25 protein-coding genes, 1 other RNA gene and 1 other annotated feature are annotated in these 26,462 nt (G+C 54.7%); of the genes, 20 read left to right on the plus strand and 6 right to left on the minus strand.

The annotated features are described in order from the left end of the window. From EVJ20_RS00970 to aspS, 5 genes are all read left to right on the plus strand, one after another. Positions 1–519, plus strand: coding sequence for an adenine phosphoribosyltransferase (locus tag EVJ20_RS00970; RefSeq protein ID WP_016508814.1), 519 nt, complete (start codon positions 1–3; stop codon positions 517–519). A 187-nt stretch (positions 520–706) separates the two neighbouring features. Then, positions 707–2,896, plus strand: coding sequence for a RelA/SpoT family protein (locus EVJ20_RS00975; RefSeq protein ID WP_131506851.1), 2,190 nt, complete (start codon positions 707–709; stop codon positions 2,894–2,896). Between the two features lie 17 nt (positions 2,897–2,913). Next, on the plus strand, positions 2,914–3,357 hold the full coding sequence (gene dtd / locus EVJ20_RS00980) for a D-aminoacyl-tRNA deacylase (protein WP_070327669.1): 444 nt from the start codon (positions 2,914–2,916) through the stop codon (positions 3,355–3,357). 38 nt (positions 3,358–3,395) lie between these two features. Continuing rightward, positions 3,396–3,630 (plus strand) — a binding site (T-box leader). Between the two features lie 39 nt (positions 3,631–3,669). After that, a complete protein-coding gene (hisS, locus tag EVJ20_RS00985; protein ID WP_131506853.1) occupies positions 3,670–4,950 on the plus strand; it encodes a histidine--tRNA ligase in 1,281 nt (426 codons plus the stop codon). Further along, the gene (gene aspS / locus EVJ20_RS00990) at positions 4,947–6,725 is read left to right on the plus strand and encodes an aspartate--tRNA ligase (RefSeq protein WP_131506855.1); all 1,779 of its coding nucleotides are present in this window, start codon (positions 4,947–4,949) and stop codon (positions 6,723–6,725) included. Before hisS ends, aspS begins: the two co-directional genes overlap by 4 nt. Positions 6,726–6,760: 35 nt before the next feature. Here aspS and EVJ20_RS00995 read toward each other — a convergent pair whose 3' ends face one another. Next, a complete protein-coding gene (locus tag EVJ20_RS00995; RefSeq protein ID WP_131506857.1) occupies positions 6,761–6,976 on the minus strand; it encodes a hypothetical protein in 216 nt (71 codons plus the stop codon). Continuing rightward, positions 6,949–7,299, minus strand: coding sequence for an iron-sulfur cluster biosynthesis family protein (locus EVJ20_RS01000; protein ID WP_131465445.1), 351 nt, complete (start codon positions 7,297–7,299; stop codon positions 6,949–6,951). The genes EVJ20_RS00995 and EVJ20_RS01000 overlap by 28 nt, the downstream gene beginning before the upstream one ends. Positions 7,300–7,417: 118 nt before the next feature. On the opposite strand from EVJ20_RS01000, the gene EVJ20_RS01005 reads away from it, so the two are divergent. Together EVJ20_RS01005 and EVJ20_RS01010 are read left to right on the plus strand one after the other, a co-directional pair. Further along, the gene (locus tag EVJ20_RS01005; protein ID WP_131465443.1) at positions 7,418–9,130 is read left to right on the plus strand and encodes an ABC transporter ATP-binding protein; all 1,713 of its coding nucleotides are present in this window, start codon (positions 7,418–7,420) and stop codon (positions 9,128–9,130) included. 98 nt (positions 9,131–9,228) lie between these two features. Beyond that, on the plus strand, positions 9,229–10,263 hold the full coding sequence (locus EVJ20_RS01010) for a zinc-binding dehydrogenase (RefSeq protein ID WP_131457346.1): 1,035 nt from the start codon (positions 9,229–9,231) through the stop codon (positions 10,261–10,263). A 50-nt stretch (positions 10,264–10,313) separates the two neighbouring features. Here EVJ20_RS01010 and EVJ20_RS01015 read toward each other — a convergent pair whose 3' ends face one another. Beyond that, entirely contained in the window at positions 10,314–10,961 is a 648-nt protein-coding gene (locus EVJ20_RS01015; RefSeq protein ID WP_070327662.1) for a YczE/YyaS/YitT family protein, read from the minus strand. Between the two features lie 344 nt (positions 10,962–11,305). Here EVJ20_RS01015 and EVJ20_RS01020 point away from each other — a divergent pair, with 344 nt between their 5' ends. From EVJ20_RS01020 to EVJ20_RS01030, 3 genes are all read left to right on the plus strand, one after another. After that, a complete protein-coding gene (locus tag EVJ20_RS01020) occupies positions 11,306–12,520 on the plus strand; it encodes a DASH family cryptochrome (RefSeq protein WP_131504792.1) in 1,215 nt (404 codons plus the stop codon). Positions 12,521–12,595: 75 nt separating this feature from the next. Next, positions 12,596–12,782: non-coding RNA, 6S RNA (gene ssrS / locus EVJ20_RS01025), on the plus strand. Positions 12,783–12,877: 95 nt separating this feature from the next. Beyond that, a complete protein-coding gene (locus EVJ20_RS01030) occupies positions 12,878–13,645 on the plus strand; it encodes a tRNA threonylcarbamoyladenosine dehydratase (protein ID WP_131465437.1) in 768 nt (255 codons plus the stop codon). Between the two features lie 25 nt (positions 13,646–13,670). Here the strand turns inward: EVJ20_RS01030 and EVJ20_RS01035 are convergent, their stop codons facing one another. Continuing rightward, positions 13,671–14,978 (minus strand): replication-associated recombination protein A, encoded by a 1,308-nt coding sequence (locus EVJ20_RS01035; protein ID WP_131457337.1) that lies wholly within the window; start codon positions 14,976–14,978, stop codon positions 13,671–13,673. 60 nt (positions 14,979–15,038) lie between these two features. Between EVJ20_RS01035 and cymR the strand changes: the two genes are divergently transcribed. Genes cymR through EVJ20_RS01055 form a run of 4 tightly spaced genes read left to right on the plus strand, consistent with a single transcriptional unit; the run spans position 15,039 to position 18,392 of the window. After that, the gene (gene cymR / locus EVJ20_RS01040) at positions 15,039–15,446 is read left to right on the plus strand and encodes a cysteine metabolism transcriptional regulator CymR (protein WP_131465435.1); all 408 of its coding nucleotides are present in this window, start codon (positions 15,039–15,041) and stop codon (positions 15,444–15,446) included. A gap of 17 nt (positions 15,447–15,463) precedes the next feature. Beyond that, positions 15,464–16,600, plus strand: coding sequence for a cysteine desulfurase family protein (locus tag EVJ20_RS01045; RefSeq protein ID WP_131506860.1), 1,137 nt, complete (start codon positions 15,464–15,466; stop codon positions 16,598–16,600). Beyond that, positions 16,601–17,722 carry a tRNA 2-thiouridine(34) synthase MnmA gene (mnmA, locus tag EVJ20_RS01050; RefSeq protein WP_131506862.1) on the plus strand — a complete coding sequence of 374 codons (1,122 nt, stop codon included), beginning with the start codon at positions 16,601–16,603 and terminating at the stop codon, positions 17,720–17,722. It begins immediately after the preceding gene. Positions 17,723–17,726: 4 nt separating this feature from the next. Continuing rightward, positions 17,727–18,392: a tetratricopeptide repeat protein gene (locus tag EVJ20_RS01055; protein WP_201740002.1), complete on the plus strand. Its 666-nt coding sequence runs from the start codon at positions 17,727–17,729 to the stop codon at positions 18,390–18,392. A gap of 54 nt (positions 18,393–18,446) precedes the next feature. On the opposite strand, the gene EVJ20_RS01060 is transcribed toward EVJ20_RS01055, so the two are convergent. Both EVJ20_RS01060 and EVJ20_RS01065 read right to left on the minus strand, forming a co-directional pair. Next, a complete protein-coding gene (locus tag EVJ20_RS01060) occupies positions 18,447–18,722 on the minus strand; it encodes a hypothetical protein (RefSeq protein WP_071399470.1) in 276 nt (91 codons plus the stop codon). Between the two features lie 63 nt (positions 18,723–18,785). After that, positions 18,786–19,334, minus strand: coding sequence for a VOC family protein (locus EVJ20_RS01065; protein ID WP_236633721.1), 549 nt, complete (start codon positions 19,332–19,334; stop codon positions 18,786–18,788). Positions 19,335–19,452: 118 nt separating this feature from the next. Between EVJ20_RS01065 and EVJ20_RS01070 the strand changes: the two genes are divergently transcribed. From EVJ20_RS01070 to EVJ20_RS01095, 6 genes are all read left to right on the plus strand, one after another. Then, entirely contained in the window at positions 19,453–20,139 is a 687-nt protein-coding gene (locus tag EVJ20_RS01070) for a hypothetical protein (RefSeq protein ID WP_131465427.1), read from the plus strand. A 67-nt stretch (positions 20,140–20,206) separates the two neighbouring features. Next, complete coding sequence (gene recD2, locus EVJ20_RS01075; protein ID WP_201740003.1) at positions 20,207–22,417, plus strand: SF1B family DNA helicase RecD2; 2,211 nt, start codon at positions 20,207–20,209, stop codon at positions 22,415–22,417. 310 nt (positions 22,418–22,727) lie between these two features. Next, the gene (gene alaS / locus EVJ20_RS01080; RefSeq protein ID WP_131506868.1) at positions 22,728–25,370 is read left to right on the plus strand and encodes an alanine--tRNA ligase; all 2,643 of its coding nucleotides are present in this window, start codon (positions 22,728–22,730) and stop codon (positions 25,368–25,370) included. A 37-nt stretch (positions 25,371–25,407) separates the two neighbouring features. Next, entirely contained in the window at positions 25,408–25,674 is a 267-nt protein-coding gene (locus EVJ20_RS01085) for an IreB family regulatory phosphoprotein (RefSeq protein ID WP_035386073.1), read from the plus strand. Position 25,675: 1 nt separating this feature from the next. After that, complete coding sequence (gene ruvX / locus EVJ20_RS01090; RefSeq protein WP_070327649.1) at positions 25,676–26,098, plus strand: Holliday junction resolvase RuvX; 423 nt, start codon at positions 25,676–25,678, stop codon at positions 26,096–26,098. Between the two features lie 13 nt (positions 26,099–26,111). Then, positions 26,112–26,408, plus strand: coding sequence for a DUF1292 domain-containing protein (locus EVJ20_RS01095; RefSeq protein WP_131506870.1), 297 nt, complete (start codon positions 26,112–26,114; stop codon positions 26,406–26,408). Positions 26,409–26,462: the final 54 nt, after the last annotated feature.

Genomic DNA, 26,462 nt, shown 5'->3' on the forward strand with positions numbered 1-26,462 from the left:
ATGGATTTCAAACAGCATATTAAAGAAGTAGCGGATTACCCGAAAGAAGGGATCAGCTTTAAAGACATCACGTCGCTCATGCAAGACGGACCTGCCTATAAGAAAGCGGTCGACGAATTGATCGTCTACGCGCAGGAACGTGGCGCTGAACTCATCGCCGGACCAGAAGCACGCGGATTCGTCGTCGGATGCCCGGCGGCTTACGCCCTCGAACTCGGCTTCGTCCCGGTACGTAAAGAAGGCAAGTTGCCGCGCGAGACGGTTCGCGTATCGTACGGTCTTGAATACGGCACGGACATTTTGACGATGCACAAAGATTCAATCAAGCCAGGTCAGCAAGTCGTCATCCTCGACGATTTACTGGCGACGGGTGGCACAATCGAAGCGACGATCAAAATGATCGAACAACTCGGTGGTGTCGTTGCTGGAATCGGGTTCTTGATCGAACTCGACGGCCTCGGTGGACGCGAACGTCTCGAAGGATACGACGTGTTCTCACTCATCCGCTACGAAGACTGAGGAAACGGGAAGCTCATGCTTCCCGTTTTTTGAATAGTTTTTGAGGAAAACAACCTACAACCTTTGACAGTTCGTCAGATTTTTTTGATAATGGTAATAAAAAATAGAACAACTTGTACGCAAACTACTACCATGCTGCGACGAATCCGAGACGTTGGGAGCGGTAAGAAAAAGGGTGTCGAATGTTATGACCAAAAAACAAATCGTAAGTATTGAGGATCTTCTCGACGCGCTCGGGAAGTATATGGATGAGCATGATGTTGCCGAAGTGAAACGCGCTTACGAATACGCAAAACTTCATCATACCGGTCAGTTCAGACGTTCAGGTGAACCCTACATCCTGCACCCGGTGCAAGTGGCCGGTATTCTCGTCGACATCGGCTTAGATGCGACGACGATTGTCGGTGCCTTGTTGCACGACGTTGTCGAGGACACGGATGTCACGCTCAAAGATCTAACTGACGAATTTGGGGTTGAAGTCGCCATGCTTGTCGATGGTGTGACGAAGCTTGGGAAGATCAAGTATAAGTCGAAGAAAGAAGAACTCGCGGAGAATCACCGTAAGATGATCATCGCGATGGCTGAAGACGTGCGCGTCATCTTGATCAAACTCGCCGACCGCTTGCACAACATGCGGACGTTGCAGCATATGCCGAAAGAGAAGCAAGTCCAAAAAGCCGAGGAGACGCTTGAAATCTTTGCGCCGCTCGCGCACCGGATGGGGATCTCGACGATCAAGTGGGAGCTTGAAGATATTTCGTTACGCTATATCAACCCGCAGCAATACTATAAGATTGTCTCAATGATGAAACAGAAACGGACAGAGCGTGAAGCGCTCGTCTCGTCGGTCATCACCGAAGTGAACGCCGTGCTCGATGAAGTGAGTATCGAAGCCGATGTCAACGGTCGACCGAAACATATATACTCGATTTACAATAAGATCGTGAAGCATAATAAAGAGTTCAATGAAATTTACGACTTGATGGCGGTCCGGATCATCGTTGATTCGATCCGTGATTGCTACGCTGTCCTCGGGATCATTCATACGCAGTACAAGCCGATGCCGGGTCGTTTCAAGGACTATATCGCCATGCCGAAACCGAACATGTATCAATCGCTTCACACGACGGTGATCGGACCGAAGGGTGAGCCGCTCGAGGTGCAGATCCGGACGAAGGACATGCACTTCATCGCCGAGTTCGGGATTGCCGCGCACTGGGCTTATAAAGAAGGCAAAAATGTCGCGACGAACGGGTTCGATGAAAAGATTGCCCATCTTCGTGAAATTTTAGAGTTGCAAAAAGATACGACCGACGCCGAAGAGTTCATGGAGTCGCTCAAAGTCGACTTCTTCAGCGACATGTTGTACGTCTTCACGCCAAAAGGTGACGTGTTCGAGTTGCCGAAAGGCTCGGTCCCGATCGACTATGCGTACCGCATCCATACCGAGATCGGTCATCGGATGACCGGTGCGAAAGTGAACGGACGCATGGTGCCGCTCGACCATAAACTTGAGACGGGTGACATCATTGAGATCATCACGTCGAAACATAGTTATGGACCGAGCAAGGACTGGCTCAAACTCGCCGTCTCGAGTCAGGCGAAGAATAAGATCCGCCAATGGTTCAAACGCCAGCAACGCGAAGAGAACGTCGAGAAAGGCAAAGAACTCGTCGACGTCGAGATCAAGAAGCTCGGCTTCGAACCGAAAGAAGTCATCGATGACCAGTCGATCAGCATCGTCGTCGAGAAGTTCAACTTCGGGAACGAAGAAGAGATGTACGCCGCCGTCGGCTATCACGGCATCACCGCGGCCCAAGTCGCGCACAAGTTGACGGAGAAGCAACGGAAAGAGCCGAAACTCGAACTGTCTGACGCGATCAACGAACTAAAAGTCAGCCAGTCACCGAAGAAGAAGACGGCCGAGGCCGGCGTCTCGGTCAAAGGGATCGACAATATGCTCATCCGGATGAGCCGGTGCTGTAACCCGGTGCCGGGCGACGAAATCGTCGGATATATCACCCGCGGTCGCGGCGTCTCGATCCACCGGAAAGACTGCTTAAACATCATCAACGAGCAACACCCGGAACGCCTCTTGACCGTCGAGTGGGAAGCGGGCCAGGCGAAAGAGAAGAACTACAACGTCGATATCGAGATCACCGGTTATGACCGGTCGGGACTGTTGAACGACGTGCTCCAAGCCGTCTCAGCGACGAACACGAACATCATCGCCGTCAGCGGACGTGGGGACCAAAACAAACAAGCCCGCATCTCGATGACGATCTCGATTCCGAACGTGAACCATTTGCAAAAAGTCGTCGACCGGATCAAACAGATCTCGGACGTATACTCGGTCAGCCGAGTCATGATGACGTAACGAAAGGAAGATTTTAAGTGCGTGTATTGTTGCAACGAGTGAAGGAAGCATCTGTCAAAGTCGATGAACAGACGGTCGGACAAATCGACGCCGGCTATCTGCTCCTCGTCGGGGTGACCCATGAGGATACCGAGCAGGAAGTGAACTGGCTCGCCGATAAAGTGGCGGGGCTCCGTGTGTTCGAAGACGCGGAAGAGAAGATGAACTTGTCGATTCAAGACGTCGCCGGCAAAGTGTTGTCAGTGTCGCAGTTCACGCTGTACGGCGATACGTCGAAAGGCCGCCGTCCCGCGTTCACGCAGGCTGCGAAACCCGACATCGCCGAACGTCTTTACGAACAGTTCAATGACCGCCTGCGGACGCACGGACTCGTCGTCGAGACCGGAAAGTTCGGGGCGATGATGGACGTCGGGCTCGTCAATGACGGTCCGGTCACGCTCATGCTTGAAAAAAACGCTTGACAGAAGGCGCCAAAATTCGGCATCATGAACCATATAACCTAACACCTACGATAAAGAGAAGTACGGTCACCCCACCAGCAAAGAGAGCGATGCCTTGGCTGAAAGCATCGACTGGATGATGACCCGAACGACACTTTGGAGGTGCTTCCTTGAACGTTTAGTAGGGGAAGCCGTTTCATCGGGCGTTAACCGATTTCGAGTGGCAGAGTATCGATTTTGGCTCTGCAACGAGGGTGGTACCACGGGAAACTTTAACAGGCTCTCGTCCCTTTGCGGACGAGGGCCTTTTTGTATTCTAAGGAGGGAATTTTGATGAAAGCACCACGCGGTACACAAGACCTGCTCCCGGGCACGGTCGAGACGTGGCAGTATGTCGAAGACAAGTTACGCGACATTAGTGCCCGCTACAACTATAAAGAGATTCGCACACCGATTTTTGAAACGACGGACCTGTTCACACGCAGCGTCGGCGAAACGACGGACATCGTCCAAAAAGAGATGTTCACGCTCGTCAAAAAAGGCAAGGACGAGTACACGCTCCGTCCGGAAGGAACGGCCTCAGTCGTTCGCGCTTTCGTCACGAACAAACTGTTCGGCAGTCCCGATCAACCGACAAAGCTGTACTATATGGGACCGATGTTCCGTTACGAGCGTCCGCAAAAAGGCCGTTTCCGCCAGTTGCACCAGTACGGTGTCGAGGCGATCGGCAGCAGTGACCCGGCCGTCGACGCCGAAGTGATCAGCCTCGCCTACACGATCTACAAATCGTTCGGCTTACAAAAAATCAAAGTCGTCGTCAACTCGCTCGGTGACGCGGAAAGCCGCAACGCCCACCGCGAAGCGCTCATCCGTCACTTCGAGCCGGTCGCACACGAATTGTGCCAGGACTGTCAGACGCGCTTGCACCAAAACCCGCTCCGCGTCCTCGACTGTAAAGTCGATCGCGATCACCCGGCGATGAAGTCGGCACCGTCGATCCTCGACTTTTTGAACGAAGAGTCGAAAGCGTACTTCGACAAAGTGCTCGAGCACTTGGACGCGCTCGGTGTCGCCTACGAGGTCGACCCGACACTCGTCCGTGGCCTCGATTACTACACGCACACGGCGTTTGAGATCATGTCGGAAGCAGAAGGTTTCGGCGCGATCACGACGCTTTGCGGCGGTGGACGCTATAACGGCCTCGTCCAAGATATCGGTGGACCGGATATGCCAGGTATCGGCTTCGGGATCGGGCTTGAACGGCTCATCCTCGCGCTCGAGAACGAGAACGTGCTCCCTGAGCTTGCGACCGGACTTGATGTCTTTGTCGTCGCCCAAGGCGGAAAAGACGTCGAGACGACGGCGACGCGCCTGTTGCAACTCCTCCGCATGGAAGGGTTCAAAGCCGACCGCGATTACCTCGGACGTAAGTTCAAAGGTCAATTCAAACAAGCCGACCGCTTAAATGCGGCATTCACCGTCATCCTTGGAGACGATGAAGTCGAACGCGGCTCGGCCTCGCTCAAAGTCATGGCAACTGGAGAACAAGTCGACGTGCCACTCTCGGCCGTCGCAGACAAAATTCGTGAACTATCGAAAGGAGCAGGACAATGATCGGACGCACACATATGAACGGCCGCGTGACAGAGTCACTGATCGGCCAAGAAGTACAATTGAAAGGTTGGGTTCAAAAACGACGCGACCTCGGAGGCCTCATCTTCATCGACCTTCGTGACCGCACAGGCATCGTCCAAGTCGTCGTGCGCCCTGAGAACGAAGCGGTGCACAAGCTCGCGGAATCAATCCGTAGCGAGTACGTCTTAGACATCAAAGGGACCGTCCTCGAACGTGAAAACAAAAACCCGAACATGCCGACAGGGAACATCGAAGTCATCGCTTCAGAGATCAACATCTTGAACGCGGCGAAGATGACACCGATCCCAATCGGCGACGAAGCGGAAAATGTCTCAGAAGACCTTCGCCTCAAATACCGTTACCTCGACCTGCGTCGTCCGGCACTCCAAGAGACGTTCCGTCTCCGCTCGAAGGCGTCGAACACGATCCGTAACTTCTTGACAGAAGAAGAGTTCCTCGAAGTCGAGACGCCGATCTTGACGAAGTCGACACCGGAAGGCGCCCGTGACTATCTCGTCCCGAGCCGTGTCCACGGTGGCGAGTTCTACGCGCTCCCACAATCACCGCAGCTGTTCAAACAGTTGCTCATGGTCGCTGGGTTCGACCGTTACTTCCAAATCGCCCGCTGTTTCCGTGACGAAGACCTCCGGGCCGACCGTCAACCGGAATTCACACAAGTCGACATCGAGACGAGCTTCATGGACGTCGAAGACTTGATGGCGATGATGGAAGCGATGATGGGGCAAGTGATGGAAGCGACGCTCGGTCGCACCGACACACCGTCCAAGTTCGAGCGGATGACGCACGAGGAAGCGATGCGTCGCTTCGGTTCGGATAAGCCGGACACACGTTTCGGTCTCGAACTCATCGACGTCGCCGACGCCGTCACAGGCGCAGGCTTCAAAGTGTTCGATATGGCGCTCGAGTCGAACGGACACGTCAAAGCGATCAACGTCAAAGGCGAGGCCGACAAGTTCTCGCGTAAAGACATCGACAAACTTCAAGAGTTCACGGCCGTCTACGGCGCGAAAGGCCTCGCTTGGCTTAAAGTGACGGCTGAAGGCTTGAACGGACCGATCGCGAAGTTCTTCGACGAGACGTACGCACAGAAGTTGATTGAAGCGACGAACGCGGAAGCGGGCGATCTGCTCTTGTTCGTGGCGGCAAAACCAACTGTCGTCGCCGACAGCCTCGGCGCCCTTCGTGTCAAGCTCGGTCATGAGCTCGGACTCATCGACGAGTCGAAGTTCAACTTCCTTTGGGTGACGGACTTCCCGCTCGTCACGTTCGAAGAAGAAGACGGCCGCTTCTACGCCAACCACCACCCGTTCACGATGCCAAACCGTGACGACCTCCACTTGCTCGAGACGGACCCAGCAAGCGTGCGCGCGCTCGCGTATGACCTCGTCTTGAACGGCTATGAGCTCGGTGGCGGATCGCAGCGGATTTATGAGCGTGACATTCAAGAGCGCATGTTCAAACTGCTCGGCTTCACGGTCGAAGAGTCGGTTGCCCAGTTCGGCTTCTTGCTCGAAGCGTTCGAATACGGCACACCGCCACACGCGGGTATCGCGCTCGGTCTCGACCGCCTCGTCATGATCCTCGCGGGTCGTTCGAACCTTCGTGACACGATCGCCTTCCCGAAAACGGCGTCGGCGAGCTGTCTATTGACGCAAGCACCAAGCTCGGTCGCGGACGCGCAACTCGAAGAGTTGTCAATCCGGACAGCGGTGAAAGAGAAGAAACAAGGATAAACAAAAAAGGAGGTTCGCCGCGGCGAACCTCCTTTTTAGTCATTCTGCTGTTCCATCTTCTTTGCAGTAAGTTGAAGCGCGAACCCGAACGCGAACAGCGATGCGATCACGGCCGTCATCGTATAGACGGAGTCCGTGAAAGCGAGATAGATGCCGAACAAACCGAGGCCGAAGCTGAGGAGGAACCAAAGCATCAACTTCGGGTGCTCCTGGAGCGCTTGTTTCATGCGCTCGGCACGTTCAGCTGGCAACCGGTCCCGTCGGTCACAAGTAGGTTCGAGTTGAACACTTGACCGTTGCTCTTCAAGACGAGCGACCGTTTATCGTCGCGGTAGTCGATGATCATGTCTTCATCTAGGAAGACTTTCGTCCAGTTCTTGATGAGGATTGGCCCGACGTTCGAGTCGATCTCGACGTCTTCTGGCGTCGTCTCGGTCACGTAGCGGATCTCGAAGATGCCGCTATTGCCGCAACCGCAGCCTTCCGTCTCATAAAACAAATGCATCTGTCCGTCACGGTCGCCTTTTAAGGCGTTGATGCGCTCTCTCGCGCGGTCTGTAATCTGTACGTTCATTGTTATCACTCCTTACGTCCATTATACATCGTCTGAAAAAAGATTGAAAAAGACGTGCTTCCCATTTTCCACTTCCTGCAAAAAAGCGTAAACTATTTGTTTAGAAGGGGGAAAGGAAATGATCTCACGTTTTTTTAGTTATTACCGTCCACATAAGAAGTTATTCATCCTTGATTTCACGTTCGCCATCCTTGTCGGCCTGCTCGAGCTCGGCTTCCCGCTCGCTGTGAAATGGTTCATCGACGTTCTGTTACCAGGCGGCGAGTGGAATTGGATCATTATCATCAGTATCGGCCTGCTTATTCTGTACATACTCGCCATGATGATGCAGTACGTCGTCAACTATTGGGGGCACAAGCTCGGGATCAATATCGAGACCGACATGCGCGAAGAACTGTTCACGCACATCCATAAGCAATCGTTCCGCTTCTTCGACAACCATAAGACCGGTCACTTGATGAGCCGGGTCACGAACGACTTGTTCGACATCGGCGAAGTGGCACACCACGGCCCGGAAGACTTCTTCATCGCCATCATGACATTGCTCGGCGCGTTCGGGATCATGTTCTCGATCAATCCGCAACTTGCGCTCGTGACGGTCATCGCCGTGCCATTCCTCGTCATCATGATCACGTACGCCAATAAAAACATGAACAAGGCGTGGCAAAAGATGTACGGCAACATCAGTGAAGTGAACGCCCGCGTCGAAGATAGCGTCTCTGGCGCGCGTGTCGTCCAGTCGTTCACGAACGAGACGTTCGAGATCAACCGGTTCCAACAAGACAACAACTTCTATCGCGGTTCGAAGATCGAAGCGTATCGGGTCATGAGTAAGTCGCTCGCCGGGATCTATATCACGACACGGCTCATGACATTACTCGTCCTCGTCTACGGGGCGTACTTGACGTATGAAAACGAATTGACATACGGTGAGCTCGTCGGTTTCATCTTGTATATGAACTTGCTCATCAAACCGGTCGAGAAGATCACGGCGCTCCTCGAGATGTATCCGAAAGGGATGGCCGGCTTCAAACGGTTCACAGAACTGATCGATGAGGCACCGGACATCGAGAACCGTCCGGACGCGGTCGAGGTCAGTTCACTGAAAGGGAACATCGCTTTCCACGATGTCTCGTTCGGCTACTCGGACTACCGAGAAGTGTTGACGCATATCGACCTCGACATCACGACCGGGTCGACGGTCGCCCTCGTCGGGACGAGCGGTGCCGGCAAGACGACGATCTGTTCGCTCATCCCACGCTTTTATGACGTGACGGGTGGGGCCATCACGATCGACGGGATCGACATCCGTGACATGACGAAAGAGAGTCTGCGTCGCCAGATCGGGATCGTGCAGCAGGACGTGTTCTTGTTCGCCGGGACGCTCCGCGAGAACATCGCCTACGGTAAGCTCGAGGCGAGCGACGCGGAAGTCATGCACGCGGTCGAGAAGGCACATTTGAACTCGCTCGTCGACGAACTCGAGCACGGGCTCGACACACAGATCGGAGAGCGGGGACTGAAACTGTCGGGCGGACAGAAACAACGGATCGCCATCGCCCGCATGTTCTTAAAGAACCCGCCGATCTTAATATTAGATGAAGCGACGTCCGCCCTCGACACCGAGACGGAAGCGATTATCCAAGAGTCGCTTACGGAACTCGCGGCCGACCGGACGACGCTCATCATCGCTCACCGTCTTGCGACCGTGAAGAATGCCGACCGCATCCTCGTCGTCACCGCCGACGGCATCGTCGAGGACGGCACGCACGACGAGTTGAGTGCCAAAGGCGGCGTCTTCGCCGGGCTGCTCAGACGGCAGCAGCTATAACTAGTCGGGCAGCCACCAGTGATTCAAGTCTTGGTGGCTGTTTTGCGTAAAATGGGTATAAACAAGCATCAGTGTGTGTGTGAGGAGGAAACGAATTGATGAAAGCAGTTCAAGTTATCGGATACGGTGACGTCGATCAATTACAGGTCGTCGACGTCCCGGTCCCGACACCGAAAGACGATGAGGTGCTCGTCCGCGTACAGGCGTGCGGCATCAACAATACGGAGATATGGATGCGAGAAGGGGCGTACGGGACGGATCAGGAGTCGGGCTGGCGTCCGGAGGGAGTCCAGTTTCCCCGGATTCCAGGATCAGATATTACCGGAGAAATTGTCGGGGTCGGGAATCAAGTGGATGAAGGGATGATCGGCCGGCGTGTCGTCTTGTTTCCGTTCACGTCGAGTGGGGCTGACGGTGCGGAGCATATCGCTCCCGACATGTCGTTCATCGGCTCGGAATATGACGGCGGTTATGCGGAATATGTCGTCTGGCCGGCCGAGCTTTGTTATGACATGCCGCTCGACAGTTTCGTCGACAGCGCCGTCTTCTCGGTGAGCGGGTTGACGGCTTGGCACATGAACGAGCAAATTCAAATCCGTCCTGGTGAGACGGTCGTCGTCACCGGTGCGAGCGGCGGTGTCGGCTCGTTGAACGTGCAGATTGCAGCGCACGTGTTCGGAGCGAACGTCATCGCCATCATCGGCGATTTGAAAGACGCACCGAAACTGAAAGCGCTCGGGGCGAGCCACGTCGTTTCCTATCGGTCGAAGACGCTCGCGGACGAGATTTTAGCAGCGAACGGTGGACCGGTCGATGCCGTGCTCGACGTCGTCGGGGATGCGTTGTTCGCAACGTCGCTCGATGTATTGAAGAACGGCGGTAAGTTTTGCATATCCGGATCGGCCGGGGGACAACGGACCGATCTCGATTTCCGTACGCTCTATTTGAAGCACATTACGATGTATGGATCGGTGCTCGGGACACGAGCGGAATTCAAAGCGATGCTCCAAGCGATTTCGAGCGGTCAAATCAAGCCGGTCGTCGACCGCACATTCCCGTTAGAAGAGGCCCGGGCGGCGCAAACGTATTTCAAACAGCAAGGCAAGGTCGGTAAGATCGTCCTCGTCCCGTAACAGCAAAGAGAGGAAATCGGACCCCTTGAGTCCGATTTCCTCTCTTAAATTCAGGCGATATCGGCTTTCGCCCGGTCGATGACCGAGACGAGCCGGCGGAACTGTTCGAGCCAAAACTGGAAGAACGGACCGATCAAGAAAATCGACAGCACCGTCCCGAAAAAAACGGGACCGCCGAGCACCCAGCCGATCAAGCAAGCGGAAAGCTCCATCCACGTCCGCATCATGCGGACCGATGTATTGAAACGGTCGGCCAAGGCGAGCGTCAGTCCGTCACGCGGGCCGGCGCCGTAACCGATGGCGACATACAGCCCGGCGCCCATGCCAATGACGAAGATGCCGAGAACGAGCCAGGCGATATTGAGTGCGGTTCCGTCGAGCGTCGGCAACAAGTGGTGGTCAAGGATCAAGTTCATGAACACACCGACGAAGACGGCGTTGACGAGCGTCCCGAACTGGGGTCGGATGCGGTCCAATATGTATTTGCATAAGACGAGCAACAGGCCGACGAGGAGAATGATCGTCCCGACCGAGATCGGCGTGTGCCGGGCGAGCCCGAGATGGAGCACGTCCCACGTCGAGACGCCGAGGTCGGCCGTGATCATCATCGACGACCCGAGGGCGAGCAGGAACAAACCGCCCATGAACAACGCCCACTTCAAACTAATTCGTAAAGACTGTATCCATACCGCCTGCATACTGGTCGCCTCGATTCCCAAAAATGTTCCATCATCATATCATAATTGGTTTCAAGGCAAGAAAAAAACGCCTCAGCTTGGCTGAGACGTCATTGATTATTTTTTAGGTGTTTCTGCTTTTTTTGCTTTGTTCTTTTTATAATAATTGTAGACGAACGGAGCGACCGCCGTCGCGACTTTGATGAGTGTACCAAATTTTCCTTTTCTAGCCATGTTGTTGCACCCCTTTCTCTTCTCTAAAGAGTTATATTCCACACGTTGCGGAAATGAAAACATATTTCGAACAGGTTCGACACGATTGATGGCACATGCATCACGCATAATAGAGCCAGGAGGCGAAGAATATGAAGACGATTATTTGGTATCAGAACGATTTACGGATCGATGACCATCGGCCGCTCGAAGAGGCGCAGAAACATGATGAAGCGATCGAGGGGCATTACTTTATAAGGGAAGACGAGCTGAACGAAAATCAGTTCGGCGTCATCCCGCTCGGGGACAGACGGCTTCAATTTTTAAAAGAGTCGCTAGAAGACTTGGCCGGATCGCTCGATGCGCTCGGGATTCCGCTCTACGTGCATGTCGGTCACCCGCTTGACATCCTCGACCCGACAGACCGGCTGTTGTTTCAACGCTCGATCGGATTGAACGAACGCTTGCTTGAAAAAGACGTCATCGCACGTTGGCAAGGGGAGTGGCAATCGTTCGACGGATTCACGCTGTACCCACGCACCGAAATCCCGTTTAAAAAAATGCCGTTTTTGTTCACCGAGTTCCGAAAAGCGGTCGAGGACGATGCCCGTCCTGAACAGCTGATCGAGCGGACGAGCTCAGGTCAGTCGCGTCCGCTCCCGTTTCCTGTCCCGTTCGAGCGTCCGACGCTTGACGCCCGGTCCGCTTTTCCGTTTCAAGGCGGCGAGACGTCGGGGCGGAAACGTCTGAGCGAGTATTTGGCAGGCCCCGTCCGCACGTATAAAGAGACGCGGAACGGCTTTGGGGTCGACGACTCATCCAAGTTGTCGGCTTTTCTTGCCAACGGGTCGCTCTCGCCGCGGCGTGTGCTCCATGAACTAGAGCTTCATGAACGACAGCACGGGGCGAACGAGTCGACATATTGGCTCTATTTTGAACTGTTGTGGCGCGAGTTTTTCCAATGGGTCGCGCTCGAGCAAGGGAAGCGGTTGTTCCGTCGCCAAGGGATACGTTCGAAGGACAAGGCGTGGAAAGTGGACGAGGATGTGATTCATCGGTGGCAGCAAGGCGAGACGGGCGTCGCGTTCGTCGATGCGTTCATGCACGAGTTGAACGCGACGGGATGGATGTCGAACCGGGGCCGGCAAATCGTCGCGAGCTATTTCGCCAAAGAGCTCGGACAAGATTGGCGCTATGGTGCGGCCTACTTCGAAGCGATGCTCATCGACTACGACGTCGCCAGCAATTATGGCAATTGGGCGTATCAGGCCGGTGTCGGCAACGATTCACGCGACCGGCGTTTCAACGTCTCACGCCAACAAGATACGTATGACCCGACGCGTGCGTTTCGTGACACGTGGATGTGACGAAACCGTCACCGGAAATCGAGGTTTCTGATTGACTTCTTTTTACATGGGATGCTATAGTAAGGGCATCAGATGGGATACCTGAGGTGTTCGAGAGCCGCCTTCGTTATTTTGAGCCAACACTTTGAATACGGGAGATCGAACTGCTAGCCGGATCAACTGCCTCATCACGTGCAGGAGGACTTGTGAAGGGGACGCTAGATCACCCACCTGCTTAAGCAGGTTCAAAAGCAGGGCATCGTCACGGCACTCCGGGCCCCATCGATTTTATTGTAAAAACGTCGCTAGACGTCTTTTTTTTGATTATAATTCCGAGTAAAATAGTGTGAAAAAATAGTATTAATTTGGAGGAAGATTATGTTACACCAGTTTTCACGTAATGAGTTGGCCATCGGTCAAGAAGGTATTGAAACGTTGAAAGGGAAGACGGTCGCCATTCTTGGTGTCGGCGGTGTCGGCTCGTTCGCAGCCGAAGCACTTGCCCGAAGCGGTGTCGGTCGGATTGTGCTCGTCGATAAAGACGATATCGACATCACGAACGTCAATCGTCAAATCCACGCGCTCTTGTCGACAGTCGGACAACCGAAAGTCGAGGCGATGGGGGCACGTCTGCTCGACATCAACCCGGACGTCGAACTCGTCCAGTTGAAGATGTTTTATACCGAAGAGACGTTCGAAGAGTTTTTCGCTCAAAACATCGATTTCGTCATCGACGCGTCAGATACGATCATCTACAAGATTCATTTGATCGTCGAGTGTAAACGTCGTGGTATCCCGGTCATTTCAAGCATGGGGATGGCCAATAAGATGGACCCGACCCGGATTCAAGTCATCGACATTAAAGACACGTCATACGATCCGATTGCGAAGATGGTGCGGACGCGTCTGCGTAAACATAACATCTATAAAGGCGTGCCGGTCGTGTTCTCGGACGAGTCACCGATCGTGACGCGCGAGGACGTGAACGAGGTCGTCGGTAAGAAAGACGCCCCGATCCGTAAAGCGAAGATGCCACCGAGCTCGAACGCGTTCGTGCCGTCGGTCGCAGGACTCGTCGCCGCCGGGTACGTCGTCAATCAAATGCTCGAGACGGCTGGTGTCGAGATCAATCGCATCCAGAACTAAGAAAACGACGCCGACTCTGGAAGAGTCAGCGTCGTTTTTCCCAATAGTCGAGCCGTTTTTGGAGTTGTTGCTCGAAGCCACGGCTCGTCGGTGTATAATATTTAGGACGTTTCCGGGCCAAATTTTCCGGCCAGTAGTTTTGCGGGACGTACCCGTCTTTCTCGTCGTGTGGATATTTGTAGCCGGCGCCATTACCGAGCTCGCGTGCCCCAGGGCTATGCGCGTCGCGGAGATGGACCGGGACGGGACCACCTTCGACCGTCCGGACGTGATGGATCGCCTTGTCGATTGCGGTGATGACGGCGTTCGACTTCGGTGCCGTCGCAAGATAGAGGACGGCCTCGGCCATCGGGATGCGCGCTTCCGGGAACCCGATATGTTCGCTCGCCCGTGCGGCTGCGTCGACGATGACGAGCGCGTTCGGGTCACTCAGACCGATATCTTCGGCCGCGTGAACGTACAGCCGGCGCATGATAAAGCGCGGCGATTCGCCCGCCTCGATCATGACGGCGAGCCAGTACAGGGCGGCGTCCGGGTCCGAGCCGCGGATCGACTTGATGAACGCCGAGATGACGTCATAGTGTCGGTCGCCCGTCTTATCGTATTTGATGGCTTTTTGTTGGATCGACTCTTCGGCGACGTCGAGCGTGATTTGAATCTTGCCGTCGACTTCCGGCGTCGTCAAGACGGCCAGTTCGAGCGCGTTCAATAAGACACGGTAGTCACCGTCCGCCATTTTGATATAATGGTCAACAGCCGCGTCTTCGATTTCAACCGGGTAGTTGCCGAGCCCTTTCTTGTCGGCGAGCGCACGCTCAAGCACGACCCGGAGCTCGTCTTGTCCAGGCGGCTCGAGCCGAAACACGGTCGCGCGCGACAATAGCGCCGCATTGACCTCGAAACTTGGATTTTCGGTCGTCGCCCCGATCAAGACGAGCTTGCCGGCCTCTAGCGCCGGGAGCAACGCATCTTGTTGCAGTTTATTGAAACGATGGATCTCGTCTAAAAATAAAATCGTCCGCTCTTGCTCGAAATCAAACCGAGATTCGGCTGCACGGATGACGCTCCGAAGCTCATCTAGTTTTGCCGTGACGGCGTTCAATTGAACAAACGTCGCTTTCGTATAGTTTGAAATGACGCGAGCGAGCGTCGTCTTGCCAGTGCCGGGCGGACCATAAAGAATAATGGTGCCGAGCCGGTCGGCTTCGATGGCGCGGCGCAACAGCTTGCCTTCACCGATGATGTGGCGTTGACCGATGACTTCGTCTAACGTCTCCGGGCGCATCCGGTTGGCGAGCGGCCCGCTATTCGATTGTTGAAATAAATCACTCATACGTACACGTTCCTTTCGACAAACGTTTGTTCGAACAGTATAACAGAAGGAGAAACCAATATGAAAATATCTACTAAAGGCCGTTATGGTTTAACGATTATGATCGCGCTTGCCCGTGAGACAGACAACAAACCGCTCAGTTTGAAGAAAATCGCGGCGCGCCATGAACTGCCAGAACATTACTTGGAACAATTGATCGGCCCGCTCCGTAACGGCGGTCTCGTCAAAAGTGTCCGCGGTGCCTACGGCGGTTATCAGCTCGTCAAATCACCGCGCGATATCACGGCCGGTGAGATCATTCGATTGCTCGAAGGTCCGCTGACGATCGTCGAAGACTCGGAGACGGACGACGCCGTGAAGCGAAAACTTTGGGACAAGATCAAAGCGGCGATCGAGACGGTGTTAGAAGAAACAACACTCGCCGATCTCGCGGAAGAAGATTCAGAAGGCTACATGTTCTATATTTAACGATGAGGTGAACGGATATGAACTATTTTGACCACGCGGCCACGACGCCGATGCGTCCCGAGGTGCTCGAGGCGATGACTCCCTATTTTTTAGAGCAGTACGGCAATCCGTCGAGCATACATGGTGTCGGCCGGAAAGCTCGGGCGGCGCTCGACGCGTCACGACGGACGCTCGCGACATGGATCGGTGCGACGCCAAACGAGATCGTCTTCACGTCGGGTGGGACCGAGTCAGACAATTACGCCTTGATCGGCGCGGCTTATGCGAACCGACATAAAGGGAAGCATGTGATCACGACGAAAGTCGAGCACCACGCCGTCTTGCATGCGATGGGGCAACTCGAGCGTGAAGGGTTCGACGTGACGTACTTAGACGTCGACGAGTCCGGTGCCATATCGGTCGCTGCGCTTAAAGACGCGCTCCGTGACGATACGATTCTCGTCTCGGTCATGTACGGCAACAACGAGGTCGGGACAATCCAACCGATTGCTGATATCGGGACGTTGCTAGCCGACCGTGATACGTTGTTCCATACCGACGCGGTCCAGGCGCTCGGCACAGAAGCGATCGACGTGCACGCGCTCGGCGTCGACTTGTTGTCGGCGTCGGCGCATAAAGTGAACGGTCCGAAAGGTATCGGTTTTCTTTTTATAAAAACAGGTGTAAAATTAGCGACGCGTTCTTTTGGAGGACAACAAGAACGGAAACGTCGAGCCGGCACGGAAAACGTTCCGGGTGCCGTCGGGTTTAGCCGAGCGGCTGAACTGGTCATAGCCGAACGGAACGAGCGGGTGACAGCTTACCGAGAGATGGCTGACACGTTGCTACACACGCTTGATGAACTTGGCGTCGAGTACGAAGTGAGCGGGGCGAACCGCTTGCCGCACATCGTCAACTTGTACCTACCGGGCATCGAGCTTGAGCCGTTCCTGATCATGATGGACATGCGTGGTTATGCCATTTCGAGCGGCAGTGCCTGCACGGCTGGAACGATTGAGCCGTCGCACGTGCTGACGGCCATGTACGGTCAATCTGACCGGACGAAACAATCGGTCCGCATCAGTTTTGGACTGGGCAACACGGTCGATGACGTGACACGGCTCGCCGAACGACTACATGAGGTCGTCTCGACATTTATGAACGGAGTGAGATAGATGAACTTACGAACAAAAGCCCCTGAAGACACGACGGTCGTCGTCGGGATGTCAGGCGGCGTCGATTCTTCGGTGACGGCCCATCTGTTAAAAGAGCAAGGGTATAACGTCATCGGGATCTTTATGAAAAACTGGGACGATACGGATGAGTCTGGATTCTGCACGGCGACAGAAGACTATGAGGACGTCATCGCGGTCGCCAACCAAATCGGGATCCCGTACTACGCGGTCAACTTCGAGAAAGAATATTGGGACCGCGTCTTTGAGTATTTCTTGGCCGAGTATCGCCTCGGGCGGACGCCGAACCCGGACGTCATGTGTAACAAAGAGATCAAGTTCAAGGCGTTCCTTGATCATGCACTCCGCCTCGGGGCCGACTTCGTCGCGACAGGGCATTACGCCCGCGTCGAGTTCGTCGACGGCGAGCACCGCCTGTTGCGTGGGAAAGATGACAACAAGGATCAAACGTACTTCTTGAACCAATTGTCGCAAGACCAACTCGAGCGGACGATGTTCCCAATCGGGCACATGGACAAAAAAGACGTCCGTGTCATCGCCGAGACTGCTGGACTCGCGACGGCGAAGAAGAAAGATTCGACCGGCATCTGCTTCATCGGAGAGCGGAACTTCAAAGAGTTCCTCGGTCAATACTTGCCGTCGCAACCAGGTGAGATGCAGACGCTCGACGGGATTGTGAAAGGACGCCACGACGGGCTCATGTATTACACGCTCGGTCAGCGGCACGGTCTAGGCATCGGCGGAGACGGAGAGCCGTGGTTCGTCGTCGGAAAAGACGTCGAAAAGAACATCCTCTACGTCGGCCAAGGCTTCCATCACGACGCGCTCTATTCAGACGCGCTCTTTGCGTCACAATTGTCGTGGACCGGCTCGGCTCCTGAGGCGGAGTTCCGGGCGACGGCGAAGTTCCGCTATCGTCAACAAGACGTGCCGGTAACGATCGCGCCGCTCGATGGTGGCGAAGTACTCGTCAAATTTGATGAGCCACAACGTGCCATCACGCCAGGACAAGCCGTTGTCTTTTATGACGGCGATATCTGTCTAGGCGGAGCGACGATCGACAAAGCGTATATTAACGGGAAACAACTCGACTATATCGGATGAGGTGATGACAGTGAACGCAAACGAACAAGGCATCCAAGCGATGCAGCAAGGTGAATTTGAACAAGCGGCCAAACATTTCAACGACGCCATCGAGGCGAACCCGACGGACCCGACCGGTTACGTCAACATGGGCACACTGCTTCAAGCGATCGGTGACCATGAACGGGCGGTCGTCTTTTACGACAAGGCGCTCGAACTCGACAGTGCGTTCGGTGCGGCCCATTACGCGAAAGGCGCGCTCGCCTATGAACTCGAACAAGTCGACTTGGCCGAGGCGTCGCTTCGACAAGCGCTTCTTTCCGGTATGAATGATGCAGACCTGCACTTCATGCTCGGCTTGACGTACAAGGCGATGGGTGACTTCGTCCGCGCGTTGCCGCGACTTCGTGAAGCGAAAACGCAAGCGCCGGAAGACGTCGAGATCACGTTCCAATACGGTCTCGCGCTCGCGCAAAACGAGCAGCTCGACTTGGCGGTCGACGCACTCGAGGACACGCTCGACTTGGATGCGTCGCATACGGACGCCCGCTACAACTTGGCCATCGCCTATGCGTTCCTCGGTGAGCAGGACAAGACGTACGCCGAACTCGAGCGCGTACTCGAACTACAACCGGACCATGAGCTCGCGCGTGACGCGAAAGCGAAAATGGATGAATTGCTCGGAAACTGATTACGAAAAGCGCCTCTCGCTATTTTTTTGCGAGAGGCGCTTTTCGTCCCGTTGTCAGTTCACAAGTTCTCCGGCGAACCAGACGAACAAGTTCAACGTCGTCAACAAAAGCGTGCAAGCGAGCACAATGTAGCTCCACACGACGCGTTTCCCTGATTTAGCCCGGCGTATACCATCCGTCAAAATGAGGAAGGTCACACCGAATGAGACGAATGTTAATGCGGCAAAAGAAGTCGGGCGATCGAGCGTCGGAAAAGCATCAATCATGAAATACAATACAAACGTGAGCATTCCGAGACCAATCATGAGCAGAAGAGGGAAGAATCGCATCTGGCACAACCTTTTCCATTTTCTCTCATCTTATCATGAAGAGAGAACAGTCGAAAACAGCCGTCATAGCTGTTTCGTCGTGATCTTCACCGGCTCGCCGGCAAACTCGCCGTACGCCTCGTCCATATTTTTCGTATACAGTTCGATGACGTTCTTGCTCGGGTCCTTAAAATAGACCGAGCGCTCTTTGCCGTTGACCGTCTCATCCTCGTCCCACGTCCGCAACTTCGTCGGGATCGTTGACGCCTCGAGCACTTCTAACGCTTGATCGAACGATTCCATCGGCACGAAAAAGGCACAATGGACGTGGGCGCCGCCTTCGTCATACAGCGTGTCCCATGCGGTCACTTGTTGCTGACGGTTTTCTTCCTCGTCTGGAGTGAAGTCACGCTTCAGCCAAAGACCGAGGCGTGTGTTGCCGCCGACGTACAGCCATGTCGCCCAAGGTTCGTTCGCTTGTTCTTGCGACGCGCTCGGTTCGGCGTCATCCCCGACCCATTGCTCGACGACCGGCAGACCGAGCTTGCCGTGCCAAAAATCGACGGCCTCCGTCATATCGGTCACTTCTAATACGAGTTCACATAGTCCACTGATTGGTAGCCGCTTCGTCATAATTGTTTCCTCCTTCATGGTTTCACTTCGACAGTTCCCGCTTTGATTCAACGAAAAACGTGCATAGCTTGTTTCAGGTTCGGGGAAAAGAAGGGGAACGCTAGAAAGGGGAGACATCATGCGCATACTTAGTCTATTCAGTGTCGTCGTATTCTTCATTGTCGAATGGTTCATGCTCGGACGTTTATTTACAGCGGTCGATGACCGGCTTGCCAGCGGGGAGTGGACGAACAACGTGCTGTACCGGGTCGTCATCGAGTCCGAGCGGGCGACATCGACGCTTTTGTTATTGTTTGTGACGTTCCTCGTCGTCGGGATCCTCATGCATTGGCTATTGTCATCAAACCGGTCGTGGACCAAGACGCTCGGGACGGTCGGGGTAGCGTGGGTCGTCCCAGCACTGCTCGCGCTCACCGCTTGGTTCATCCCGAACCCGTACGTTCAACTCGTCATCATCGTCTTGCAGCTCTCGTTCATCCCGCTCATCCCGTTCGTCGGACAGACGGTACGGCTCGGTCACGTCGTTCTCAACTGGGGTGTCCACGTAGCGGCCGCCGGGCTCGTCTTCTTCATTCAACGACCGTCACTCGAGCAGCTGTTCCGCATCGAGCGGACCGAGCTATTTGACCGGCTCGAAGGATACGTCAACTCAGGTGAACTCGAACGGTTCGAGCGGTTGCTGGAGACCGTCGACTTGGAACAACTCGAACGCATCTTAAATCGGGTCGATATCGACCAATTGATTCGGCTGCTCGAGCGGCTTAACCTCGATCAACTCGAGCAAATCTTGAATCTATTCAGTTAGTCCATTTGTTCTACCGTTCGAACTCGGGCTATAATGGGGAATGGAAAACTAGCTGGAGGTGGCTCGAATGATAGCAGCACCTTACGAGTTGACAGGAAAAGTCATCCGCGTCCTGTTTCAATCGGAAGAAGAAGCGCATACCATTGCGCTCGTACGTATAAAAGAGAAAAATTTTGAGACAGACGAGACCGAAATGGTCATCGCCGGCGTCGGTGTCGGCATTGAGAAAGGCGAGACGTACAAAGCGCACGGCCGTCTCGTCGACCATCCACGGTTTGGCAAACAGATGAAAGCGGATTGGATCCGTCGCGTTGTCCCGATGACGAAGCGGGCCGCTGTCCGTTTTTTGACGAACGGATCGTTCCCAGGGATCGGCCAAAAGACGGCACAAAAAATCGCGGACACGCTCGGTGACGATTGTATCGACCAGATCGTCAAGCATCCCGATGTCTTATCGAAAATCGAAGGGTTGAAAGAAAAACAAGCCCGCGTCATCACCGAGCGGTTGAACGTCTTATACGGGGTCGACCAGCTGTTGCTGTTTTTAGCCCCGTTCGACGTGACCCCGCGACTCGCCTCGAAGATTCATAAAGAGTATGAAGGCCGCGCCATGGAGACGATTGAAAAGAATCCATACGCGCTCATGTATGACGTGCAAGGTATCGGCTTCAAGACGGCCGACGCCATCGCCGCTCACTTCGGGATTCAAGGCATCCATCCGGAGCGGATCGCGGCGGCGGTATTGTATGTGCTCGAACTCGAGCAAGGGAACGGACACTTGTTCGTCACGGCCGATCAACTCGCGAGCGAGATGCCGCGCATCATCGGCGGCGACCCGGGCGAGGCACTCAACGGCGCGCTCGAGACGCTCGTCAAGGATGAACGGATCATCGTCGAGGACGGTGTCGTCTATCATCCACGCATCTACCGGGCTGAACGAAAAGCAGCCGAAGAACTGGCCCGGATCATGTCGACATCGACGACGGAAGACGTCGATATGACGACGATCTTCGACGCGGTCGGCCGGGTCGAGGAGATGTTCTCGATCGAGTACGCCAAACAACAGCGCGAAGCGATCGAGCTCGCTTTGAAGTCCCCGCTCATGGTGCTCACCGGCGGACCGGGAACAGGGAAGACGACTGTCGTCCGCGGCATCATCCACGCCCTCAGCGACGTGTTCGATTGGAAACTCGAGCCGGTACCGAACCAACCGTTCCCGTTCGTCCTCGCCGCACCGACCGGCCGCGCCGCCAAGCGGCTCAGTGAATCGACCGGGCTACCGGCCTCGACGATTCACCGGTTGCTCAAGTTCGACGGCAGCTCGTTCCAAGTCGATGACACGAACCCGCTCGTCGGCAAAGTGTTAATCGTTGACGAGGCCTCGATGATCGATATCTTCTTGTTCCGCAGCCTGCTGCGGGCCGTGCCGAACGGGATGAAGATCTTGTTCGTCGGTGACCGTGATCAACTCCCGTCGGTCGGACCGGGCCAAGTGCTCGCCGACTTGATGGCGACCGGCGCCATCCCTGTCGTCCGGCTCGACGTCGTCCACCGGCAGGCGTCCGAGTCGAGCATCCTGCGTTTGGCGCACGCGCTCAACGCGAAACAAATGCCAGACGACTTGCTCGCGGCGTTGCCGGACCGCCGGTTTTATACGGCGAACCAAGAGACGGCGCTGCAGGCGATCTGTCAGATGGCCGGCGCCGCACTGCGAAAAGGCTATTCGCCGTTCGATATCCAAGTGCTCGCCCCGACGTATCGCGGGGTATGCGGCATCGATGGGTTGAACGAGGCGCTCCAAAACGTGTTCAATCCGAAGTCGGCAGCAAGGGAAGTAAAACACGGCAATCGGACGTACCGGAGCGGCGACAAAGTGCTCCAACTCGTCAACAACGCCGAAGAGAACGTCTATAACGGTGATATCGGCGAGATCACGAACATCTTCTTCGCCAAAGAAAACGTCGACAAAGTCGATAAGATCTACATCCGCTTCGACCAGACCGAGGTCGAATACAACCGCAGCGAATGGGACCAGTTCACCCACGCCTATGCGATCACGATCCATAAGTCGCAAGGCTCCGAGTTTCCGATCGTACTCATGCCCGTCTTCTTCAACGGCGGGTTCCGCTCGTCGCGCAACTTGATCTATACGGCCGTCACGCGGGCGAAGAAGAGTTTGCTCTTGTTCGGCGACGTCCGGGCGCTCGAGGCGGCGACGCGGGAAGAAGAGCCGGTGCGGCGGACAAAACTCGTCGAACGGCTTGGCGGCAAGTCTTGACGTCTGGTTTCTGACATGTGATAATGACCAATAGAAAACTGAAACGATTAAAGACGATGAAGGAAATGAGTACGTCGTAACCGCCTCACCAGAGACATCTTCCTAGGCTGTGAGAAGATGGGGGTCGGTCGACCGAAGCTAGTCTGGAGTCCCCACTCACCCTGGGCGTCTCATCCGCGTTATCGGATGTTTCGAGGCACGGTAAATCCGTGCGAACGAGGGTGGTACCACGAAGCGATGCTTTCGTCCCTTTCCACAGGGACGGGCATCGCTTTTTTTTCGTTTCGTTCAGAATAAGGAGGAATTGTTGATGAAACCGCTCAAACCATTAACCGGCGCCGAGATTCGCCAAATGTATTTAGATTTCTTTAAGTCAAAAGGACACGCGGTCGAGCCGAGTGCCTCACTCGTACCGGTCGAGGACCCGACACTTCTTTGGATCAACTCAGGCGTCGCGACGCTTAAAAAATATTTTGACGGCCGCGTCATTCCGGCAAACCCGCGTATCGTCAACGCCCAGAAGTCGATTCGGACGAACGATATCGAGAACGTCGGGAAGACAGCGCGTCACCATACGTTCTTCGAGATGCTCGGGAACTTCTCGGTCGGTGAATATTTCCGCGAAGACGCCATCAAATGGGGTTGGGAATTACTCACGAGCGACGACTGGTACGGGCTTGACCCGGACTTTTTGTCGGTAACGATTCACCCGGACGACGAGGAAGCGAAACAAATTTGGCTCGAGTTAGGTGTTCCTGCTGACCGGATCATCCCGCTCAAAGAAAACTTCTGGGAGATCGGCGAAGGCCCGTCTGGCCCGAATACGGAGATCTTCTTCGATCGCGGCCCGGCGTTCGGTGACGACCCGACCGACCCGGAACTTTATCCAGGCGGCGAAAACGAGCGTTACCTTGAAATTTGGAACATCGTCTTCAGCCAGTTCAACCATGACGGTCACGGCAACTACACCGAGCTCCCGCGTAAAAACATTGATACAGGGATGGGACTCGAGCGAATGGCGAGTGTGCTTCAAGACGTGCCGACGAACTTCGACACCGACTTGTTCATGCCGATCATTCGCGAGACAGAAAAAATCAGCGGTGAGACGTATCGGGCTAACAACAGTAAAGACGTTGCGTTCAAAGTCATCGCCGACCACATCCGGACCGTATCGTTCGCGATCGGGGACGGGGCACTCCCGTCAAACGAAGGCCGCGGCTACGTGTTGCGCCGTCTGCTCCGTCGTGCCGTCCGTTACGCGAAGATGCTTGGGATCGAGCGCCCGTTCATGTTTGAACTCGTCGACGTCGTCGGCGACATCATGGTCGACTTCTATCCAGAAGTGAGTGAGAAAAAGGACTTCATCAAAAAAGTCATCAAGAACGAAGAGGAGCGCTTCCACGAGACGCTTCACGACGGCCTTGCGATCTTGAACGAAGTCGCGAAAGCACAAAAAGCAACTGGATCGAACGTGATCAGCGGAGAAGACGCGTTCCGTCTATATGACACGTACGGTTTCCCGCTCGAGTTGACGATCGAATACGCAGAAGACCACAAGTTGACGGTCGATGAGGATGGATTCAAGCAAGCGATGAACGCACAACGTGAACGGGCCCGTACGGCACGTGCTGACGTCGAGTCGATGCAAATTCAATCCGGTGTCCTCGCTGACATCACGCTCCCGTCATCATTCGTCGGGTACACGAACCTTGAGTCTGAAGCGAAAATCGTCAGCTTGATTCATAACGGCGAGCTTGCGGACGTTGTCGCGGCAGGAGAAGAGGCGCAAGTCATCCTTGACCACACGCCGTTCTACGCCGAGAGTGGCGGTCAGGTCGGCGACAAAGGCCGAATCGTCGGAACGGACTTCGTCTTGCGCGTCACGGGTGTATCGAAAGCACCGAACGGTCAAAACTTGCATACGGTCGTCGTCGATTCAGGGATCGCCAAGGCTGAGGTCGCGGTGACGGCTACGGTCGATAAAGACGAGCGCCAAGCGATCATCAAGAACCATACGGCGACGCACTTGTTGCACCGCGCTTTGAAAGATACGCTCGGTGAGCACGTCAATCAAGCCGGATCCCTCGTGACACCGGACCGTCTCCGCTTCGACTTCTCGCACTTCGGTCAAGTGACAGCGGAAGAACTCCAGTCGATCGAACGTCAAGTGAACGAGAAGATTTGGGCATCAATCGGTGTCGATATCGAAGAGATGAACATCGCCGACGCGAAAGCGAAGGGAGCGATGGCGCTGTTCGGAGAGAAGTACGGGGACGTCGTCCGCGTCGTCGCGGCCGGTAATTACTCGGTCGAGCTATGCGGAGGTTGCCACGTCGCCAACACGGCTGAAATCGGTTTGTTCAAAATTTTGTCTGAGTCAGGTATCGGGGCCGGGACTCGCCGGATCGAGGCAGTCACAGGCGCTGGCGCGTATGAAGTCATGAACCAACATATCGAGACGCTTGAAGCGGCTGCGAAACTGTTGAAGACGAAACCGTTCGAAGTGCCTACTCGCGTCCAAGCGCTTCAAGTTGAAATGAAAGAGACGGAACGCGCGACCGAGTCGTTGAAAGCCAAACTTGCGAACATCGAGGCGTCAACGCTCACGGATTCGATCGAGACGTACGGCGACGTCCAATTGATCGCCAAACGTGTCGACGGACAGGATATGGATGCGCTCCGGGGCATGGTCGACGAGTTGAAAGGAAAACTTGGATCAGCCGTCATCATTCTCGGATCAGCGAACGGTGACAAGGTCAACCTCGTCGCAGGTGTGACGAAAGACTTGAACGACCGCGGTTTCCACGCCGGGAAATTGATTAAAGAAGTCGCGACTCGTTGCGGTGGAGGCGGCGGCGGCCGTCCTGATATGGCGCAAGCCGGAGGTCGTGATGCGACAAAACTGGACGAAGCATTGAAGTTTGCTTCACATTACGTTCAATCACTGGCATAATAGAATGTGAAGTGCAAACGGAAAGAGGTGGATTCTTGTGAGCCAAATGGATCGCACGATGCAATTCAATTTTCCAGAAGATGATAATCGAGCCAATACTCGAGAGACACTGATCACGGTGTATCAAGCACTCGAGGAAAAAGGCTACCAACCGATCAATCAAATCGTCGGATACTTGTTGTCAGGTGACCCTGCCTACATTCCGCGTCATAACGATGCGCGAAACTTGATTCGCAAAATTGAGCGAGATGAACTGCTCGAAGAGTTGGTCAAATCGTATTTGAACGATCGGAAAGAGGACTAATATGAAGCGAGTTATGGGGCTTGATGTCGGCTCGAAGACGATTGGGGTCGCAGTGAGCGATCTCATGGGTTGGACGGCGCAAGGTGTGGAGACGGTCTATTGGACGGAACCCGACTTTGAACAGGCTGTTCGTTTGCTTCGACCGATTATCGAGCAGTACGATGTGAAAGAAGTCGTCGTTGGTCTTCCGAAGAACATGAACGCAACGATCGGTCCTCGGGGTGAGGCGTCACAGGCGTTTGCCGCTGCCCTCACCGAGGCGACCGGTTTGCCGACGGTTCTTGTCGACGAACGTTTAACGACGATGCAAGCGGAGCGGATGCTCATTTCAGCAGACGTCAGCCGTAAAAAGAGAAAGGCCGTCATCGATAAGATGGCAGCCGTCATGATTTTACAAAATTACCTGGATCGTCCAGGGAAATAAGGAGGAACTACGCATGGCAGAAATCCGTCGTGAAGAAGAAATGTACCGTATTCCAGATGAAAATGGAGACGAGCATTTATTTGCAGAAATTTTCCGTATGACGAGCGACCGTTCGAAAAAGACGTTTGTTGTCCTCGAACCAGTCGGTAACCCGGAAACAGAAGATGAAGATACAATCGAAGTTTACGCGTTTGAAATCGAAGAACTTGAAGATGGTGAGTTCATCTTGAAACTCGTCGAAGATGATGACGACTTTGATGAAGTGATGGAAGCGTTCGACATCGTCAACGACGAAGTCGGATTAGACTAATAAATGGACGGGCGGCTAGGGTAAACCCTCGTCGCCCATCTTCATACAGAAGAA

The organism is Exiguobacterium sp. SH0S1, assembly GCF_004337165.1.
GTDB classification, from domain to species: domain Bacteria; phylum Bacillota; class Bacilli; order Exiguobacteriales; family Exiguobacteriaceae; genus Exiguobacterium; species Exiguobacterium aurantiacum_A.